The sequence below is a fragment of the Brachyspira sp. SAP_772 genome, assembly GCF_009755885.1.
Lineage (GTDB): Bacteria > Spirochaetota > Brachyspiria > Brachyspirales > Brachyspiraceae > Brachyspira.
The window spans coordinates 467,324-486,879 of sequence record NZ_VYIX01000002.1 but is presented as its reverse complement, the minus strand read 5'-3'; the positions used below and the strand labels follow the sequence as shown (position 1 = coordinate 486,879).

Genomic DNA, 19,556 nt, shown 5'->3' with positions numbered 1-19,556 from the left:
TTTAAAAATTTTTAGTATATACCTAAACAACTATATTTTGTCAAAAATTATTTTCTTAGTTTTATTATTTGTGGGGACCAGCCCCACTGCGAAGCATAGCTGTAGGCTAACCTCCCACTTCTTTTGAGAGCGTAGAAAGGACTTCGGTATTGCTACAAAGAAGCAAAAAGGCTATATTTGAGATTTAATTTAATAAATTATCTTACATGTAAAATAATTTTAGTATGATTTAGTACCAATTTCTACACTTGCACTTTTGGGTTCTTTGACGAAGTCCACATCGCGACCGAAGGAAGTGCCTGTGGGTGCGAAGGCGGGAAAAAGAACAATAAAAAAATTGACAAACTTAAAAATTTTTAGTGTATATAATAATATCTTGTTTATCCAAATAAAAAGACTAGACCTTAAGTAAAAAGCCTAGCCTTAATTAATTATATTTTTAATTATTATTTTGCATTAATAGCATCTATTATCTCTACACATTTCATATACATTCTAGGAATATGGAAAGGACCTTTATACATATTTCCTTTTAAGTCAGTAGATATTCTTCCGTCTCTGTGAAGATATCCATACCATTCACCATATTCAGTGTCAATGAATTTTTTAGTATATTCTTTAACCATATCATGCTTTTCTAAATATTTATTGTCTTTAGTGAAATAATAACAATATAAAGCAGCAATAGCAGCTTCTGTCTGAGGCCACCAGAATTTCATGTCATGATGATACTCGCTTTTAGGCTTTCCAAGTACGTCCATATATTGAATAATGCCGCCGTACTCCTTATCCCAGCCCCATTCCCACATCCAATCAAATATTTTAAGACCTAATGCTTTTAATTTTTCATCATGTCCTCTCTCTATAGATTCTCTTAATATAAACCAAGATGATTCTATAGCATGTCCGGGGTTTAATAATCTACCTTCAAAATGGTCTTGTAAAGTGCCGTCTGGATTACATTGTTCAAGTACTGCTTTTTTATCTTCGTATAAGAATAACTGAATATTAGATAAAAGATTATCAATATATTTATCATAATAATCTTTATTTTCTTGGTCTGCTTTTCTTAATTCCTGAACAGTAGCAAGCATTATCATAGGAGGTCCGAAAGCTATAGTAGGTCTGTTGCCTGCATCAAATTTTGGTATAAGAAGACCTTCTTTTTGATAGCGGTCTATATTATCAAGTATCTCTCTTGCCTTTTTAGCATAGCTCTTATCTCCGCTAGCTCTTGAATATGCAGCCATAGCTACCAAACAAAATGTTTCAGAATAGTAATATCTTAATCTTTTTATGATAGGCTTTCCGTCTTCTGTAACTCTGAAATACATTCTTCCGTCGCCAGCTTTATCAAAACAATATTTCTCCAAAAAATCTATTCCAGATTTTGCAGCATCAAGATATTCCTGTTTTTTCTCGAAATCAGCATAAAGTGTAGAAAGCACCCAAGCAAATCTTCCTTGAAACCATACAGATTTATCAGTTTCTATTAATGCCCCTTTTCTGTCTAATGCAGTATAGTATCCGCCATTTTTCTTATCAAGTCCGTTTTTAAGCCAAAATGGTATAATATTGTCTTTCAACATATGAAGATATTCATTTTTTACTTCACTTAAATTACTCATAAAGAATCCTTATATCTATTTTTTATAAATTTATATGCTAATATTAACCTATCAATACTTTAAATCAATAAAAAATTTTTCTTTTTATTTTAAAATATAGTATGATATATTTATTATAAAAAATCATTATATTAATTTAGGGCTTTTTTGTATGGATAAAGATAATTATAAAGAAATACCAGATGAAGATATAGAAATATTAGGTAAAGATGGAATATACAGAAAATATTCAGAATATAAACAAAAAAAAGAAAAGAAAAAAATAGTATATTGGATTCCATTTATTTTGGCTTTAATATATGTATTGTCGCCTATTGATGTAGTACCAGATAGAATACCAATAGGTAAATTAGACGATATATTTTTACTTTCTATTACATTTTTTTATGGTATAAAAAAGTGCAATTTTGTACAAAACCCTTTTCTTAATATGATTATAAAAAATATAATATTATCAACTACTGTTACTCTATTTGTTATAATGATACTTATATATGCAGTAGCTATCTTAGTATAAAAAACCTTTAAAGGATAATATATATTAATTTTAAGTTTTCAAAGATAATATACTTTTTATTAATTATTATTTTTATTACCAAGTATCAGAATATACTTCACTTTCGTCTGTAAACCAAGCAAGATTAAATCTTCTAAATACTAAATCATAATTATCTTTTCCGCCTGCATCTGAAGGCTCTTCAGCAAAAGTCATTATAGTTCCGTCAGGAAGTGCATATATAGAAGAATAACAAGATATATCAGGTTGTATAACTTTTTTAATAGTCCAAGTTTCTCCTTCATCTTCACTCATATGCAAAGTTAATTGAGTTCTTTCAGTTGCTGAATTACAGTTTATAAATAATAATCTGTCTTTAGAATGTCCTTCAGATTGTAATGTATATCTAATACCTTCAGCATTAGCTCTTCCATCTGTTAAACCTACTCCATATTTAACTTCTGTCCAATTGTCATCAACTCCATTAGCTACCGCCCAATATCTATCTTTTCCTTTAGTATTTGGTCTAGCACTTAATAGCAATTTACCCTTATGCTCTCCGCTTACAATTTCAGCTATCACTTTTGGTTCATCATATGCATTCTCAGGATATTGTGTTAAGCCGCCAACTTGCCAAGTATTGCCTCCATCTTTAGAATAATAAGTAGCAACCCCTTTTTTACCAGTTCCATTTTCACTTGTAACTAATAAAGCACAAACTAATGTACCATCGCTAAGAGTAGTGCCTCTTCCAGAACCGGCAAAACCTTTTACATAACCATTTTGCTGTAATTTTCCAGATGTAAATATATCTCCTTGAACTTCTTTCCAATCAGACCAAGTTAAACCGTCATCTTTACTTATTGATACAGCTATTCTAGATTTTTTTTCAGTCTCCCATTTGAATGCCCCGCCGCTTGCAGTTAATATCACTAAGTTACCATTTTTAGTCTCAAATAATACAGAATCTCCATGAGAGTTTACTTTGCTTGTTGGTTCTTCTCCAACTCTTATATTGTCACTCCAAGTTTTACCCCCGTCTGTACTTCTTCTAACAGTGGGTTCTATGAGGTCAGAATTAGCAAATCCTATATCATCATTAGATGTTTTTCTGTTATCAAATACTGCTATTATGGTATTTTTCTTTGTTAGTAAAATAGCAGGTATACGATAATATTGTTTAGGGTCTGAAGTTGTATGAGCTAAAGTTATAGTATATATCATTTGCGCTGTTTTCTGTTCTTTATCAGTTAGAAACCAAGCAGGATCAGTATTTATATTTATTCTAGGTTTTGATGGATTAGTACATGATACCATAAATAAAAATGCTAATATTAAAAATAATTTTGATTTATTCATAATTTACACCTTATAAATTTATTATTATAAAAAATCAATAATATTAATTTTAGAATAAATTAAAATAATATCTTATATTTAGTATGTAATTTTAAGTATATAAAAATAATTTCATATTTCAATATCTTTTACTTTATTACTCATAGGTATAATATGTGTTTATTTTTACACAAATAAATATTATTTTATAAATATAATGCAATTTTATTTATAAAAATATATTAGTATATATCACAAATAAATTTCTATTAAAAGAATTAATTTTATATAAAAAATCTAATTTTGTATAAAACTATTTTTGTAATATGATTATAAAAAATATAATATTGTCAATAACTATCACTCTATTTATATAATGGTTATGATATATATGATAGCTATTATTATTTAAAATAAATTCTGTATTATTGAAAATATCATATTTGTAACTTATATAATTAAATATATTATATGAAAAAGTATATTTTTTAAATATATTTGTAAAAATATTTATAATATGTATTGATTAAACTATACTTAATTTATACAATATATAATATAAGAATATACATAAATATAAAAAATAATAAGGAGAGACGGCATGAACAAATGTGAAGGTATATTATCTGCTCTAATGACTCCATTTAACAAAAGTGGAAAATTAGATGAAAAAGTATTGAGGAAATATGTAAGACATAATATTGACCGTATGAAAGTTAATGGCTTATATGTTGGCGGTTCTACAGGAGAAGGGCTATTAATGTCTAAAGATGAAAGAATAGCTGTACTTGAAATTACAAAAGAAGAAGTTAATGGAAAAATACCTCTAATAGCACATGTAGGTACATTAAACCTTAACGAAGCTTGTGAAATGGCACAAAAAGCAGAAGAATTAGGATATGATTTAATATCAGCTGTTACTCCATATTATTATCCATTTTCATTTAGTGATATCAGCAAATATTACAACACTATTCTAAAGGCAACAAATAAAATTCCTTTGGTAATATATTTCTTGCCTAGCCTATCAAACAACAGCATATCATTAGATGATTTCGGTAAACTATTTGAAGATAAAAGAGTTATGGGTATAAAATATACTTCATCAGATTTATTTTTATTAGAAAGATTAATACAAAAGTTCCCAGATAAAATGATGTGGGCTGGTTTTGATGAATTATTAATAGCATATGCTTCTTATGGCTTAAGATCAGGAATTGGTTCTACATACAATATACAAGCTCCTTTAGCAAGAAAAGTAGTAGATGCTGTTGAAAATAAAGATTTATCTAAAGCTTTAAAAATACAGCATGATATGAATGATATAATTAAAACTTTACTAAGTGTAGGAATATATCCAGCTCTTAAAGAATGCATTACTTTCTATGACTCTTCAGCTGTTTCTTATTGCAGAGCTCCTATGGGTTCAAAACCGCTTGGTAAAGCAGAGAAAAAAGCATTAAAAGATATGTTTGATAAATATTTATCTAAACTATAACATAGTTTAAGAGTGCTGCTTTTATTTACTGCAGCACTCTTAATTTTTAATTAATTTTTTATAAAAAGGACATTATATTATGATATTAAAACCAATAAAAAGTGAGTTCAATCAACATTTCCATGATGTTATATGGAAAGCTAAAAATTATGTTAGAGAGCATTATGAAGAATTAAAAAAATTGTCTACTGGAAAGCATCCGCTTGATAAAGAGATATGTGAAGGCGCTTTTGTAAATGTTATGGAATATGATAATAAAGATAATCCTCCTTGGGAATCGCATCTAAAATATGTAGATGTTCAAATAATTTTTGAAGGCTCTGAAGATTTTATTATAGCAAACACTTCAACATTAAAACCAAAAACTTATGATGAATCTACAGACTATCATGATTGGGAAGGAGAAGGAACTATTCGTTTAACTTTATCTCAAGGAGATATGCTTATACTTCTTCCATATGATGCTCATAGAGTAGGACTTCCGCCAAAAAGCGGTAAAAATCATGTGAGAAAAGCTATAGTGAAAGTTCCATACAAAGAATAAAATAACTATACTTTCTTAAAAGCAAAAAAACTTTTTTATAAATAATATTTTAATAATAGGAGAAAATTATATGGCTTGGCACTGGTTTGACTGGATAGTCATTGGACTATATTTTGTAGTAATGTTTTTAATTGGTATGTTCTTTGCCAAAAGGACAAAATCTACAGATGATTATTTCAAAGCTGGCGGAAGAGTTCCTGCTTTGGTAACTGCAATGAGTATTTATGCTACTGCTTTATCATCTATTTCGTTTATCGCTATACCTGCTTCTGTTTATAATAACAGCTGGCTTTTAGGTATGGCTCCTTTAGGTATTATTTTAATAGTATTATGGGTTGCTCCTACATTTGTACCATTTTTCAGAAGAATTAATGTTACTACTGCTTATGAATATTTAGGAAAAAGATTTAATAATTCTTTCAGACTTGTTGGTAGTTTAACATTCATACTTTTCCACGTTGTGAGAATGGCTATAGTTATTTATCTTCCTACTTTAGCTATACAGCAAGTACTTCCTGCACTTAATCCTGTTTTAATAACTGTTATAGTATCTATATTCTGTGTTGCTTATACATCTATGGGAGGTATTGAGGCTGTATTATGGTCTGATGCTATACAGACTGTTGTACTTCTTTTGGGTGCTTTCCTAATTATTATAGTAGGTTTCTCATCTGCTCCTGAAGGTATAGGTCAGGGTTTCCAATTATTAGCTGATGACGGTAAAATTATTAGTCCTGATTTCTTCACTTTCGATTTAATGAAAACTAGTATATGGACTATCATAATAGGTGGTTTCGTTAATTCTATATATTCTTATATTGGAAGCCAAGATATTGTTCAAAGATATGCTACAAATAAAGATGAACATGAAGCTAAAAAAAGTTTATATATGAATATTCCTTTACTTTGTACTAGTATTATAATCTTTGTAGGTATGGGTTCTGCTTTATATATTTATTTCCATTTCAAAACTCCTTTACCTGAAACTGTTAATGGAAATGCTATACTTCCTTACTTTGTAGTAAATGCTTTACCTGTTGGTATATCTGGTCTTGTAATTGCTGCTATATTTGCTGCTGCTCAATCTACTGTATCATCTAGTTTGAACTCTGTTTCTACTTGTATGACTGCAGATATTTTAGAATATTTCAAATCTGGAATGGAAGATAAAAGCAAACTTAAATTTGCAAGAGCATCAAGCTGGGTAGTTGGTATATTTAGTACATTACTAGCTATATACTTTATTTACAATGGTCAAGGCGATATGTTCTTATATTTCCAAGCTATCACGGGGCTTTTGGGCGGTCCTATAGCGGGAGTATTCTTAATTGGTATATTCTTTGATAAAGTAGAATCTAAAGCTGTATGGATTGGTTTTATAGTTTCTGTAATAGTTGCATTCTATGTTAGCGACCCTGCTGGTATGCTTACTAGATTTATACCGGGTTATGTTAAACCTAAAATCTTTGAGTTTATGTTGTCATTTATAATTATAGGTTCTAGCGTAATAGTATCTTTTATAGCTTCTTTCTTCTTTGGAAAACCAAGCGAAGAGAAAATAAAAGGTTTAACTTACTCTACTGTTATTAAAAATCAAAAATAATAGTAATATTATTTAGGCTTATAATATATAAGGAAACAAAATGAAAAAATTATATTTAATATTAACTATTATATTTGCTGTTAGCTGTTCAAGTAATACTGCTTCTTCTAGCAGCAATGTAAATGTATTAGATTCTAAAACTGATAAAAAAATAGTTTGGGAGATGGGCGGACGTTTACCCGCTCAAACTGGAATGGACAAAAATATTGGTACTGCTGGTTTATTATATGGTTCTTTAGAAAACAAATATATTGTTGTTGGAGGTGGTGCTAACTTCCCTGAAGAATCTGTACTTAACGGCGGAGCTAAAAAAACTTATTCGGATATTTATATGCTTGAAGATAATAACGGCGTATTAGAAGTTGTTGAGCATATCAATTGGGAAAATGAATTAGGATATGGTGCTTCTGTAACTGTTACAAATGGAATATATTATATCGGCGGCTCTTCAAACCCTGAGGCTGATGATGATATATTGTTTATCACATTAAAAAATAATAAATTAAATGTTGAAAAAATAGGCGATTTACCTTTCACATTACAAAATGGTGTTGCTGTTTATAAAGACAATAAATTATATATTATCACTGGTAAACAAGCAGGTAAAGGAAGCGACAAAGTTTATGAATATGATTTAGCTACAAAAGAGACTAAAGAATTAGCTTCTGTACCTAATCAAGCTAGCAGAACTCAGGCAGTGGCTCAATTATTAAACGGCAATATATATGTGTTTAGCGGCGGAGATGCTACTGCTTATACTGACGGTTACAAATATGATTTTACTAACAACTCTTGGGAGCAAGTTTCTGATGTAGCTCTTAACAATGAAGGAATATCTTTGCTTGGTGCTGTATCAGTGAAGCTTAATGAACAAGAAATGCTTGTTATAGGCGGTTTTWATAAAGCTGTTTATGATGATGCTGTTTATAATTTGGGTAATCTTCAAGATCAAGCATTAGCTGATTTTAGAGCTGGTTATTTTGGTGCTGACCCTTATGAGTTTGATTGGAACAGTAAAATATTAATTTATAACTGTGAATCTAATACTTGGAAAACAATAGGAGATGTTCCATTTGATGCTCCTTGCGGTGAAGGTTTAGTATTAATAGGAAATAAGATATATTCTATTAATGGTGAAATTAAGCCGGGTATTAGAACAGACAAAATGTATGTAGGCACTATAATCGCTAAATAAAAATTATTAAATTAGTAATTGATAATTAGTGTAATTAATAAAGGGTTTTATCTAAAAAAAGATAAAGCCCTTATTTTTTTATTAATCATTAAAACTTACTTAAAACACAATGTAGCCCAAAAGGTAGGTACATTATATTCATGAAGAACTCCTTCTCCGTTGGTGTCTTCATAAATATCAATTAGCTTAAATCCGCACTTTAATTGTCCTCTTATCTGCTCTTCTATGGTGTGAGAAAATTGAATGCCGTCATTTTTACTTAATAATTCATCTAATAATTTTTTATCTTTTAATGGATTAAATGGAAGTTTATATTTAATCTCTTTACTATTTTCATCAAACAAAAAGTTAATTCCATTATCAAGACCAGACATAAGCCTTCCGCCTTTTTTTAATACCCTATAGCATTCACTCCATACATAAAAAACATTCTCCACATAACAATTAGAAACGGGGTGAAAAATCAAATCAAAGCTTTCATCTTCAAATGGAAACTTTTTTGTCATATCATATTTTATAGCATTTATATTATAACCCTCTCTATTTGCTACAAATATGTCATTATCTATCTGTTTTTGAGAATAATCTATTAATGTGCATTTAGCTCCTAAAGCTGCAAATATTGGCATCTGCTGAGCTCCTCCAGAAGCAAGCCCCAACACATTTTTATTTTCCAAATTTCCAAACCATTCTTTAGGAACATTTTTAGTTGGTGTTAAAAGCATATCCCATTTCCCATTTTTAGCTTCTAAAAACTTTTCATGTGTAATAGGAACGCTCCATACCCAACCATCTTCAGCCCATTTGTCTATAGTTAAAGAATTAATTTCTGTATAATCCATATAATACCTTGCTATTAGATTACTACTCTATGTTATTATTATGCATTTATTGCTTTGTGAAAACTCCGCTTTGTCCGTCTGCCTGAACAGTTGCTGTAGTATCACTTGTAAACACAAGATCAACTGAGAAAGTTTTATTAGCAACTGTTGTACTTGCAGAATAATGACTGTCATTATGTTTTTTAACAAAAGCTGCTGGAATAGTAATATTATCATATTTTAATGAACCATCAGAATTAATTGTAACTGTTTTACCTAAAAGAGCACCATCAGTACAAACCCAAGTGCCTTCATAGTTCTTACTTATTCCCAATATATTATCAGCTTTACAACTTATTATAACAATATTTAAAAATAATAATAACAAAACTAATTTTTTCATCATTAAATAAACTCTCCTTTATAACATTAATATAATACAATAATATATTTATAGCAATTATGAAATAGATTTTTTTTATTTTTTAATATATAATGTTTTCAACAATAATATAAGGAGATAAGAATTATTAATTCTTTTTAATATCATGATAAATAAAATAAACAAAATGCCTACAGCCCTCACAGGTTTAGCACTTGGGGTAGGAGGTATATTCAACGCTTGGACTATATTTACAGGAAAAAAATATTTTGCATATATTGGAGCTTTAATATCATCTATATTAATACTCACAATAATCACAAAAATATTTTCATCTTTCAAAGCATTTATTAAAGACTTAGAGCACCCAGTAGCAGGAAGTACAATACCTACTTTAGATATGGCAATTATGGTAATATCAAGCTCTGTAGTACAATTTATAAGACCGCTTGGTGTTGCTATGTGGCTTATAGCCATAGTGATACATACAATATTTGCAATTACTTTTATAGCTCATAGAATAAACTTAAGAGACAGACATAATATGGTGCCTAGCTGGTTTGTTCCGCCTATTGGTATAGTTGTAGCTTCTGTTAGCGGAAGTGCTATGGGTTTTCCTACTCTATCACAAGCTATTGTTTATATAGGAATGGTTATATATATAATAATGTTTCCTTTTATCTTTTATAGAATTATTTTCCATGAACCTTTAGCTGAAGATAAGTTTCCTGCTTTTGCTGTAATGGGAGCACCTGCTAATTTATGTTTATGCGGATATTTAACTGCATTTCAAACTTACAATACTGCTATACTTAATTTATTTTTAGCATTAGGTTTAATTACAACTTTTAAAGTTTATTTATCTTTAATAAAAGCTTTTAGAATAAAGTTTATACCGTTATTTGCAGCATACACTTTCCCTCTTGCAATAGGGGCACAGGCTCTTTTGAAATTTGCTAACTATTCAAAATCTATGGGCGGAGAATATTATTATATATGGAGATATGTTGCTATAATAGAGCTTGTAATTGCTAGTTTGATGATATTATATGTATTTTTAAATATGATGTCTTTTATACATTTCAATGTTATAAAGGATAATGAATAAAATATAATTGATTGTGTTTTGTTATAATATTTAGTTCTTATAATTTTTTGTTTTATTCAACTTTTTCCCACGTACGAGCTGTACCACCTTGCCGCACGGTAATGCTATGCTTTAATTATAACTTCTTAGTCGTGCGGGGGAGTGCATTTTAATGTACAATTAAATTATAAAATTTATAATAAAAATGCAGTTCTTTTGGTTCTTTTATACCAATACCAAGTAGGTGCCTATAGGCAAAAGAACTGGGGTGCTACCCTACGGGCACGCTTCGCAGGGGGCAAAGCCCTGCAAATATCTTAATTTAAACAAATAATTTTTTTATATTATGTAGGTTTTTATTTTATTCAACTTTTTCCCGCCTTCGTACCCATACCTAAAGGTACTTCCTACGGTCGCAGGCACTTCCTTCGGTCGCGGTGCGGACTTCGTCAAAGTTGCAAAAAGTGCAAATATTTAAGTTTTATATCTAAGAAATAAATATATGTAAAATAATACTATATACTTTGGGATATACTTAATAAAAATGCAGTTTTTTTGGTTCTTTTATACCAATACCAAGTAGGTGCCTATAGGCAAAAGAACTGGGGACGTGTACCCTAAGGGCACGCTTTGCAGGGGGGCTGGTCCATACAAATAACAAACTATGTTAAAATCTCAATTTCTTTTTCTTTAAAAGAAGCTCTACTAAATATTTAAGCTCATATCTTGAATAATAATCTTTTACCATACTCACGCCTCTTTTATTAAAAAAACTAAAATATTGGTGCTTTTCTAATATGCTTATAAGTGATTTGAAATGTTCTTTATCTAATTTAAAACTATTTGAAACTTCTTCTATGGTGTACAATTTATCTTTATCTTGAAAATGTTTATTTAAAAAAATATTAGCTTTCTTTGATATTATTATCTTAGAGATTATATATTTTATAAAAAGAGTAAAAGCAAATAATATTAATAAATATTGAATCATGATGGAGTTTGATTAAATATTATTAAGTTCATAAATATTTCACCAAGCTCTGTTTTGTAGCATATAGAAAGTATTTTATCATTTTCTCTTTCAAGCATAGATAATTGATCGCTCATTAATATTGCAGGCGGTGTCATATCCAAATCTATATGTTTAGTAGAAAGTTCATTAATAGCAGAGCCAGCAACCATATTAACAAACTCTTTTATAGTTGAAATAAAAATATCGTCTACAGCTGTAATAGATTCCATATTAAGAGCAGAAGCCAATTTAAAAGCAGTAGCCTTACTCATATTAAACATAAGCCTTCCGCTTAAATCACCATTAATTCCAATAAAAACTATAACTCCCCCAACATGATTAGCATTTCTATGTATCTTTATGCTTCCCTTACCAACATTAGAATTAAAATAGCTCTTTAATATAACAACTGTACCCTTACTAAAAGCATTTACAACATCTAAATCAAACATATTTTATTTACCTACAATAATATTTATATATAATAATATCGGAAATTATTTAATATTTTTTTATACAAATAAACTCATATATAAATAATAGTATATTAATAATATTTGATTTATCAAGTATAGTAATTTTTTTTATAATTCTTGACATTATATAAAAATTGTAATATTATATTTATATACCAAAATAGGTATATAAAACAAAAATAATTAGCTTTTATTATATATTAGGAGCAACAATATGAGAGTATATGATTTAAGAACCGACACAATAACAAAGCCAAGCGAAGAGATGCGTAAGGCAATATATAATGCCGAATGCGGTGATGATGTTTATATGGAAGACCCTACAGTAAATAAACTTCAAGATATGGCCGCAGAAATTACAGGAAAAGAAAAAGCAATATTTCTTTCAAGCGGTACAATGGGAAATTTAATACCTTTATTAATATTATCTTCAAAAACCAGACAAATACTTTTGGAAGAAGAATCACATATTATACACTATGAACTTGGAGGAGTTGCTGCCTTAGCAGGTGTTATGCCTTTAGAAGTAAAAGCTAAAAGAGGAATATTAACAAAATCTATAATAGAAGATTATTTTTCTCCTCAGCCTTATTATATGTCGAATATAAATATAGTAGAAGTTGAAAATAGTCATAATAGACATGGAGGAAGCGTATATCCAATAGAAGTTTTAAAAGAATTATATAGTTTTACAAAGTCAAAGAATGTGCATATGCATATGGACGGAGCAAGAGTATTTAATGCTTCAATTGCATCAAAAGCTTCAGTAAAAGAAATAGCTTCTAATACAGACTCTATTACATTTTGTTTATCAAAAGGTTTAGGTGCCCCTATGGGAGCTATGTTATGCGGAAAAAAAGAGTTTATTGATGAGGCTTTCAAAATTAGAAAGTTAATAGGAGGCGGATTAAGACAGATTGGTTTGATGGCTGCTGCTGGAATATATGCTTTAGAAAATAATATAGATTCATTAGAAGAAGATCATATAAAAGCTAAAAAAATTGCTGCTGCTGTAATCGAATCAAATTTGGGAGAGTTAAGTTTAGATGAAGTTGAAACTAATATTGTTATAGCTAAAACACAAAAGAAATCAATAGAGTTAGTAAATAAACTTTTAGAAAAAGGAATAAAGGCAAGTTCTTTTGGTGATTATAAATTAAGATTTGTAACACATAGAGATATTAGCATGAAAGAAGTTGAAGAGGCTTGTGATATAATAAAAAGTTTTAAAAATAATATTTAAAACAATATTAAATAAAAAATAATCACAAAAACTTTTAAAAAATATTACCAAAATTATTAAAAAATAATTGTCAATCTATTGACTTTTTAATTATTTTTAATATAATATATTACTATGAAAGGTAATATTATTTTAAATACAAATAATTTTCTAGCTTATTACTTTAAGTCTTTTTATTATTTTGGCGTTTAAAGCGCCAGAGTATCTTTTTAAAACACCACACACATATACATTTTATAATTTAATCAAACAATAAAAACATTATAATAAAACATAATGCTTATTATTAAAAATTATTATTAAAAATAAATATATTTTAAGGAGAAAACAATCATGATTATTGTAATGAAGGCAAATGCCAAAGAAGAACAAGTTAATAATATAACAGATAGATTAACAAGTTTAGGATTAGGTACAAATAAAATCGTAGGGGTGGATTGCACAGTTATAGGTATTGTAGGAGACACTTCAAAAGTAGATAAAGAATTAATAGCAACATTACCGGGCGTAGATAAAGTATTAAAAGTACAAGAACCATTCAAAAGAGCGAACAGAGCATTCAAAAAAGAAGATACTATAGTAGATGTAAGCAGAGTAAAAATAGGCGGAGAGAAGCCTGTAATAATAGCAGGACCTTGTTCTGTAGAAAGTGAAGAGCAGGTAATAAATATAGCAAAAAGCGTAAAAGCATCAGGAGGCTCAATTCTTAGAGGAGGAGCTTTCAAACCTAGAACTTCCCCTTATGCATTCCAAGGTTTGGCACTTGACGGACTTAAAATATTAAAGCTAGCAAAAGAAGAAGTTGGCATTCCTATAGTAAGTGAAATTGTATCTATAAGACATTTAGAGGATTTTGAAAATACTGTTGATATGATTCAAATAGGTGCTAGAAACATGCAAAACTTCGAACTTTTAAAAGAGGTTGGTAAATTAAAAAAACCAATACTTTTAAAAAGAGGATTAGCTAACACTATGGAAGAGTGGCTTATGAGTGCAGAATATATATTAGATAAAGGCAATCCTAATGTAGTGTTATGCGAGAGAGGCATAAGAACATTTGAAACATACACAAGAAACACTTTCGATGTATCAGCTATACCAGTAATAAAAAGAATGAGCCATTTACCAGTTATAGGCGATCCTTCACATGCAAGCGGAAAAGCTTGGATGGCACTTCCTTTAACTTTAGCAGCAATTTCTGCAGGTGCTGACGGTATGATTATAGAAGTACATAATGACCCAGAGCATGCTTTATGTGACGGAGCACAATCTATAAAACCAGAAACATTTGCTCAAGTAATGGAAGCAGTTAATATGATTAGCGAAACAGTATCCAAAATAAAAGCAAAACACAACGGAAGAGTTTATACAAAGTAATATATTTTAATTGAATGATAATAAGCGATAATACAATATGTATATCGCTTATTTTTTTTAATTTTTAATTATTATTTATTAACTTTTTTTCTTGCTCAAAGAAATTTTGCAATTTGGGTAGGTTTAGCAAAGAAACTACATTTTTATATAGAATACAAATATCATATTTTATTTATATATATTCCAACACATGAGCTTAAAAGGTTTGCACTTTTTGGTTCTTTTGACGAAGTCCGCAAAGCGTGAGCTGCGGGAAAAAGAACAATAAAATTTTTACTATATACTAAAAAAATTTTCTGATTTATCAAAATTTATTTTTTATTATTTGTGGTGGCTTTGCCCCTGCGAAGCGTGCCCTAGAGGTACACACCCCCAGTTCTTTTGCCGATATGCACCTACTCGGTATTGGTATAAAAGAACCAAAAGAACTGCATTTTTAGATAAATATAAATATTATCTTGCATCTATAGATATTCCAGCATATTAATCTAAATTATTTGCATTTTTTGCAACTTTTTGCGGCGGGAAAAAGTTGAATAAAATAAAAACTTATATAAAAAATATAGTTGCTTGTGTATAAATAAAAAAGCGATAATACAATCCGTACTATCGCTTATTATATCATCAATATTATTTTTTTATCAAACTGTAATTTGCATTACATCTTCTTCTTTAGCTGAAGAATCTATATCATTGGCATTATTCATATCACCGCTTTCTTTGTTATAAACATGTAATTTATTATAAAGTTTAACACCAGTACCAGCAGGTATGAGATGTCCGATAATAACATTTTCTTTTAATCCAAGTAACTTATCAACTTTACCTTTAATAGCAGCATTAGTCAATACTTTAGTAGTTTCTTGGAATGAAGCAGAAGATATAAAGCTTTCAGTATTAAGAGCAGCTTTAGTTAAACCAAGAAGTACAGGTTTACCGCTTGCAGGAGAACCGCCGGCCTCTTCATAGCGTCTGTTTTCTTCTTCAAACTCATACTTATCAACATACTGACCAACAATATATTTAGTATCACCCGGGTCAATAATCTCAAGTCTTCTAAGCATCTGTCTAATAATTAAAGCGAAGTGTTTGTCGTTAATTACTACGCCTTGCTTATCATAAACGCTCTGTATCTCTTCAAGCAAATAAGTTTGTAAAGCCAAATCACCCTGAGTTTCTAATATATCATGAGGATTAATTTTACCGTCACATAATTGAGTACCAGTTTTAACATAGTCCCCATTTCTTACCAACAATTTTTTACCATGAGGAACTAAGTGTTTAGTTTCATCAAACTCGTTTCTAATCTTAACAACTTTTTTACCCTTATGAGAACCGCCGATTTCAACTTCACCGTCAATACCAGCAATAATAGCAGTATCTTTAGGTTTTTGAGCCTCAAGCAACTCTTGTACACGAGGCAAACCACCTGTAATATCATTACTTTTCTGTTGTATACGAGTAGTTTTAGCTATAACCTCACCCACTTCAACTCTTTGGTTATTTTCAACTATAAGCTGAGAACCATTAGGTATATCAGTTTCAAAAGTTTCATCACCATCTACAATGAGTATTTTAGGCTGCACGCTAGCATCTTTAAACTCTTGAATAATCTTAGTAACGTTACCAGTTTGCTCGTCTATAGCCTCAACCATAGTTCTTCCAGCTATGATATCTTGATACCTTACTATACCAGCTTTTTCAGATATGATAGGTTCATTATAACCATCGAAGCTAGCAATTACTGTATTAGCATCAATAAATACATTTTCATTAACTCTATATTCACTACCTACTTTAATAGGTATATTATGCTTAGCACCTGTAATCATTAAATATTTATTATCGCTAGTGATTTTTAAAGTACCATTATGTGTAGCCTTTATATCCTCACCATCTTTTGTAGTAGCGATAATATCACTAATAAGCACTTTTGCATCGTTTTCTTTTAATATATCTTTTATAGAGCTTTTTTCCCATTTATTAAGTACACGTCTTATTAAAAGTTCGCCATTTCTTGCTGTAATTTTCACACCATTAGGCTGTACAACATAATTGGAGAACTGTTCTATATATATAGGGTAATTAAGCTTAACTTCATTTTCTTCAACAGACTGACTAGCAACACCACCGAAGTGGAATGTTCTCATTGTAAGCTGAGTACCCGGCTGACCAATACTTTGAGCTGCCACCACACCCACAGCCTCACCAATAGAAGCAAGAGCGTTAGTAGATAAGCTTCTTCCATAACATTTTTGACAAACGCCCATTCTGCTTTCACAAGTAAGAGGATGTCTTATTCTAATTTTCTCTATACCAGCCTGTTCTATTTTATCAGCAATCTCTTCTGTAATCTCAGTATTAGCCTCACATATAAGCTCTTTAGTTTGAGGATGATAAATATACTCATTACTGAAGAAACCAACAACTCTCTCTTTTAATGATTTTTTAATCTCATCATATTCTTTAATAGGCTCAACCTCAATACCCTTAACAGTACCGCAGTCATGCTCTGAAACAACAACCCCAATAGCAACATCAACCAATTTTCTAGTAAGATAACCAGCACTAGAAGTTTTTAATGCAGTATCGGCAAGACCTTTTCTAGCACCGTGAGTAGAGATAAAGTACTCTTGTACAGTAAGTCCCTCTTTAAAGTTTGAAATAATAGGAAGCTCTATAATATCACCATTAGGCTTAGCCATAAGACCTCTCATACTAGCAAGCTGTCTTATCTGCTGTTTAGAACCTCTAGCTCCGGACTCTGCCATTATATTTATAGGGTTAAATCCGTCTTGGTCTTGTCTTAAATTATCCATCATAGCTTCAGTAATTCTACCTTCTACAGCAGTCCATAAGTCTTTTACCTTCTGGCTTCTCTCATCATCTGTAATAATACCGTTCATATATTGGTCTCTAAGTTGTTCTACCTGTTTAGTAGCCTCTTCAATTTCATGCTTTTTCATTGGAGGAATAAGTATATCAGATACAGATATAGTAGAAGCAAATATTGTAGCACTTTGATAACCAAGCTCTTTAATATCATCAAGCATATTAACTGTTACTGCTGTACCATGTTTTAAATATACTTCATGAATAAATTTAGCTAAATCTTTGCTGTTGAAATCTCTGTTTTGGAATCTAAAGTCTTCAGGTATCACTTGATTGAACTTAATTCTTCCCACAGAAGTTTCAACAAATTTTTCCTCTCCGTCTTTATCTTTCATAAGAACTTTAATCCTAGCTTCAAGCTCAACTAAATTGCTGTCATAAGCAAGTAAAGCATCTTCAGGAGAAGAAAACACTTTATTTTCACCCTTCATACCGCTTCTTAATTTAGTTAAATAACTAATACCAAGTACAATATCCTGAGTAGGGTTAACAATAGGCTCACCATTAGCAGGGTTCAATATGTTATGAGGAGCAAGCATTAAAGTCCAAGCTTCAATTTGTGATTCTGCAGAAAGCGGAGTGTGAACTGCCATCTGGTCACCGTCAAAGTCAGCGTTATAAGCGTGACAAACAAGCGGGTGAAGCTGAATTGCCTTTCCTTCAACAAGTACTGGTTCAAATGCCTGTATACCAAGTCTGTGAAGTGTAGGGGCACGGTTCAAAAGTACAGGATGTTCTTTAGCAATCTCTTCTAATACTCCCCAAACTTCTTCTCTGCCCTCTTCTACAAATCTTTTTGCAGATTTTATGTTATGAGCTGAATTGTTTTCAACTAATTTTTTCATTATAAATGGTTTGAATAATTCAACAGCCATCTTTTTAGGAAGACCGCATTGGTGCATTTTAAGTCTAGGACCAGCAACAATAACGGAACGGCCAGAATAGTCAACACGTTTACCCAAAAGGTTTTGACGGAAACGTCCTTGCTTACCCTTTAACATATCTGAAAGTGATTTCAAAGCTCTGTTTCCGGGTCCTTTTACAACCTTCTTTCTCTTACTATTATCAAATAAAGCATCAACTGCCTCTTGAAGCATTCTTTTTTCGTTTCTTATAATGATATCAGGAGCTCTTAAAACTAATAATCTCCTTAAACGAATATTTCTGTTTATAACTCTTCTATAAAGATCATTTAAATCTGAAGTAGCAAAACGTCCGCCTTCAAGCTGAACCATAGGTCTTAATTCCGGCGGAATAACAGGTACAACATCAAGTATCATCCAAGTAGGGTCATTGCCTGATGATTTGAAATCTTCAAAAATTTCAAGACGTTTTCTAAGTCTTCTATCAGATTTCTCACCCTTTTTAATCATCTCTTCTCTAAGCTTTCTGATTTCTTCGTCCATGTCAAGGTCTTTAAGCATATCACGTATACCTTCAGCACCTATACCAATACGAATATTGTCCCCATATCTATCTAAAGCTTCATTATATTCATCTTCAGTAAGCAAATCACCCTTAGAATAATCACTATCGCCCGCATCTACAACAACATATCTCTCAAAATAAAGTACGCTTCTTAAATGAGATATATTCATATTTAGAAGAAGTCCAATTCTAGAAGGAGTGTTTCTATAATACCAAATATGGGCAACAGGAGCAGCCAATTCTATATGCCCCATTCTCTCACGTCTTACTTTGAAATGTGTAACTTCAACTCCGCACTTATCACAAACAACGCCCTTATAACGCTTGCTTTTAAACTTACCGCAATAACATTCATATTCTTTAGTAGTTCCAAATATCTTCTCACAAAAAAGCCCATCTCTCTCAGGTCTTAAAGTTCTGTAGTTAATAGTTTCTGGTTTTTTAACTTCGCCGTAACTCCATTCTCTCATAACCTGAGGACTTGCTATACTTATTTTTATTTGGTCAAAGTTTGTAAATTGCATTAAACTTCTCCT

15 protein-coding genes are annotated in these 19,556 nt (G+C 30.4%); 8 read left to right on the top strand and 7 right to left on the bottom strand.

Annotation, left to right across the window (positions count from 1 at the left end; genetic code table 11):
- Window positions 1–446: 446 nt before the first annotated feature.
- Window positions 447–1,628 carry an AGE family epimerase/isomerase gene (locus GQX97_RS07355; RefSeq protein WP_157151298.1) on the bottom strand — a complete coding sequence of 394 codons (1,182 nt, stop codon included), beginning with the start codon at window positions 1,626–1,628 and terminating at the stop codon, window positions 447–449.
- 151 nt (window positions 1,629–1,779) lie between these two features.
- Between GQX97_RS07355 and GQX97_RS07350 the strand changes: the two genes are divergently transcribed.
- On the top strand, window positions 1,780–2,145 hold the full coding sequence (locus tag GQX97_RS07350; protein WP_157151297.1) for a DUF1232 domain-containing protein: 366 nt from the start codon (window positions 1,780–1,782) through the stop codon (window positions 2,143–2,145).
- Between the two features lie 75 nt (window positions 2,146–2,220).
- Here the strand turns inward: GQX97_RS07350 and GQX97_RS07345 are convergent, their stop codons facing one another.
- Window positions 2,221–3,483, bottom strand: coding sequence for a sialidase family protein (locus GQX97_RS07345; protein WP_157151296.1), 1,263 nt, complete (start codon window positions 3,481–3,483; stop codon window positions 2,221–2,223).
- Between the two features lie 580 nt (window positions 3,484–4,063).
- Here GQX97_RS07345 and GQX97_RS07340 point away from each other — a divergent pair.
- The 4 genes from GQX97_RS07340 to GQX97_RS07325 all read left to right on the top strand — a co-directional run bounded on the left by GQX97_RS07340 (window position 4,064) and on the right by GQX97_RS07325 (window position 8,302).
- On the top strand, window positions 4,064–4,960 hold the full coding sequence (locus GQX97_RS07340) for an N-acetylneuraminate lyase (protein ID WP_157151295.1): 897 nt from the start codon (window positions 4,064–4,066) through the stop codon (window positions 4,958–4,960).
- 79 nt (window positions 4,961–5,039) lie between these two features.
- Window positions 5,040–5,504 (top strand): YhcH/YjgK/YiaL family protein, encoded by a 465-nt coding sequence (locus tag GQX97_RS07335; RefSeq protein ID WP_157151294.1) that lies wholly within the window; start codon window positions 5,040–5,042, stop codon window positions 5,502–5,504.
- 70 nt (window positions 5,505–5,574) lie between these two features.
- A complete protein-coding gene (locus GQX97_RS07330) occupies window positions 5,575–7,107 on the top strand; it encodes a sodium:solute symporter (RefSeq protein ID WP_157151293.1) in 1,533 nt (510 codons plus the stop codon).
- Between the two features lie 40 nt (window positions 7,108–7,147).
- Window positions 7,148–8,302: a cyclically-permuted mutarotase family protein gene (locus tag GQX97_RS07325; RefSeq protein WP_157151292.1), complete on the top strand. Its 1,155-nt coding sequence runs from the start codon at window positions 7,148–7,150 to the stop codon at window positions 8,300–8,302.
- Window positions 8,303–8,397: 95 nt separating this feature from the next.
- On the opposite strand, the gene GQX97_RS07320 is transcribed toward GQX97_RS07325, so the two are convergent.
- The gene (locus GQX97_RS07320) at window positions 8,398–9,144 is read right to left on the bottom strand and encodes a class I SAM-dependent methyltransferase (protein WP_157151291.1); all 747 of its coding nucleotides are present in this window, start codon (window positions 9,142–9,144) and stop codon (window positions 8,398–8,400) included.
- A 46-nt stretch (window positions 9,145–9,190) separates the two neighbouring features.
- On the bottom strand, window positions 9,191–9,529 hold the full coding sequence (locus GQX97_RS07315; RefSeq protein ID WP_232473279.1) for a hypothetical protein: 339 nt from the start codon (window positions 9,527–9,529) through the stop codon (window positions 9,191–9,193).
- A 142-nt stretch (window positions 9,530–9,671) separates the two neighbouring features.
- On the opposite strand from GQX97_RS07315, the gene GQX97_RS07310 reads away from it, so the two are divergent.
- On the top strand, window positions 9,672–10,613 hold the full coding sequence (locus tag GQX97_RS07310) for a TDT family transporter (protein ID WP_157151290.1): 942 nt from the start codon (window positions 9,672–9,674) through the stop codon (window positions 10,611–10,613).
- Window positions 10,614–11,259: 646 nt separating this feature from the next.
- Here the strand turns inward: GQX97_RS07310 and GQX97_RS07305 are convergent.
- Window positions 11,260–11,583: a hypothetical protein gene (locus GQX97_RS07305; RefSeq protein WP_157151289.1), complete on the bottom strand. Its 324-nt coding sequence runs from the start codon at window positions 11,581–11,583 to the stop codon at window positions 11,260–11,262.
- Window positions 11,580–12,056, bottom strand: a complete 477-nt coding sequence (locus GQX97_RS07300) for a chemotaxis protein CheX (protein ID WP_157151288.1) — start codon at window positions 12,054–12,056, stop codon at window positions 11,580–11,582. The genes GQX97_RS07305 and GQX97_RS07300 overlap by 4 nt, the downstream gene beginning before the upstream one ends.
- A gap of 238 nt (window positions 12,057–12,294) precedes the next feature.
- Here GQX97_RS07300 and GQX97_RS07295 point away from each other — a divergent pair, with 238 nt between their 5' ends.
- On the top strand, window positions 12,295–13,323 hold the full coding sequence (locus GQX97_RS07295) for a low specificity L-threonine aldolase (RefSeq protein WP_157151287.1): 1,029 nt from the start codon (window positions 12,295–12,297) through the stop codon (window positions 13,321–13,323).
- 333 nt (window positions 13,324–13,656) lie between these two features.
- Window positions 13,657–14,700, top strand: coding sequence for a 3-deoxy-7-phosphoheptulonate synthase (gene aroF / locus GQX97_RS07290; protein WP_157151286.1), 1,044 nt, complete (start codon window positions 13,657–13,659; stop codon window positions 14,698–14,700).
- 641 nt (window positions 14,701–15,341) lie between these two features.
- Here the strand turns inward: aroF and rpoC are convergent.
- Window positions 15,342–19,544 (bottom strand): DNA-directed RNA polymerase subunit beta', encoded by a 4,203-nt coding sequence (gene rpoC / locus GQX97_RS07285; RefSeq protein WP_157151285.1) that lies wholly within the window; start codon window positions 19,542–19,544, stop codon window positions 15,342–15,344.
- Between the last annotated feature and the right edge of the window lie 12 nt (window positions 19,545–19,556).

What these genes read in the sequence shown, in the direction of transcription:
- GQX97_RS07355 (WP_157151298.1), bottom strand. Translation starts at nt 1,628, where the DNA reads ATGAGTAATTTAAGTGAAGTAAAAAATGAATATCTTCATATGTTGAAA.
- GQX97_RS07350 (WP_157151297.1), top strand. Translation starts at nt 1,780, where the DNA reads ATGGATAAAGATAATTATAAAGAAATACCAGATGAAGATATAGAAATA.
- GQX97_RS07345 (WP_157151296.1), bottom strand. Translation starts at nt 3,483, where the DNA reads ATGAATAAATCAAAATTATTTTTAATATTAGCATTTTTATTTATGGTA.
- GQX97_RS07340 (WP_157151295.1), top strand. Translation starts at nt 4,064, where the DNA reads ATGAACAAATGTGAAGGTATATTATCTGCTCTAATGACTCCATTTAAC.
- GQX97_RS07335 (WP_157151294.1), top strand. Translation starts at nt 5,040, where the DNA reads ATGATATTAAAACCAATAAAAAGTGAGTTCAATCAACATTTCCATGAT.
- GQX97_RS07330 (WP_157151293.1), top strand. Translation starts at nt 5,575, where the DNA reads ATGGCTTGGCACTGGTTTGACTGGATAGTCATTGGACTATATTTTGTA.
- GQX97_RS07320 (WP_157151291.1), bottom strand. Translation starts at nt 9,144, where the DNA reads ATGGATTATACAGAAATTAATTCTTTAACTATAGACAAATGGGCTGAA.
- GQX97_RS07315 (WP_232473279.1), bottom strand. Translation starts at nt 9,529, where the DNA reads ATGATGAAAAAATTAGTTTTGTTATTATTATTTTTAAATATTGTTATA.
- GQX97_RS07310 (WP_157151290.1), top strand. Translation starts at nt 9,672, where the DNA reads ATGATAAATAAAATAAACAAAATGCCTACAGCCCTCACAGGTTTAGCA.
- GQX97_RS07305 (WP_157151289.1), bottom strand. Translation starts at nt 11,583, where the DNA reads ATGATTCAATATTTATTAATATTATTTGCTTTTACTCTTTTTATAAAA.
- GQX97_RS07300 (WP_157151288.1), bottom strand. Translation starts at nt 12,056, where the DNA reads ATGTTTGATTTAGATGTTGTAAATGCTTTTAGTAAGGGTACAGTTGTT.
- GQX97_RS07295 (WP_157151287.1), top strand. Translation starts at nt 12,295, where the DNA reads ATGAGAGTATATGATTTAAGAACCGACACAATAACAAAGCCAAGCGAA.
- aroF (WP_157151286.1), top strand. Translation starts at nt 13,657, where the DNA reads ATGATTATTGTAATGAAGGCAAATGCCAAAGAAGAACAAGTTAATAAT.
- rpoC (WP_157151285.1), bottom strand. Translation starts at nt 19,544, where the DNA reads ATGCAATTTACAAACTTTGACCAAATAAAAATAAGTATAGCAAGTCCT.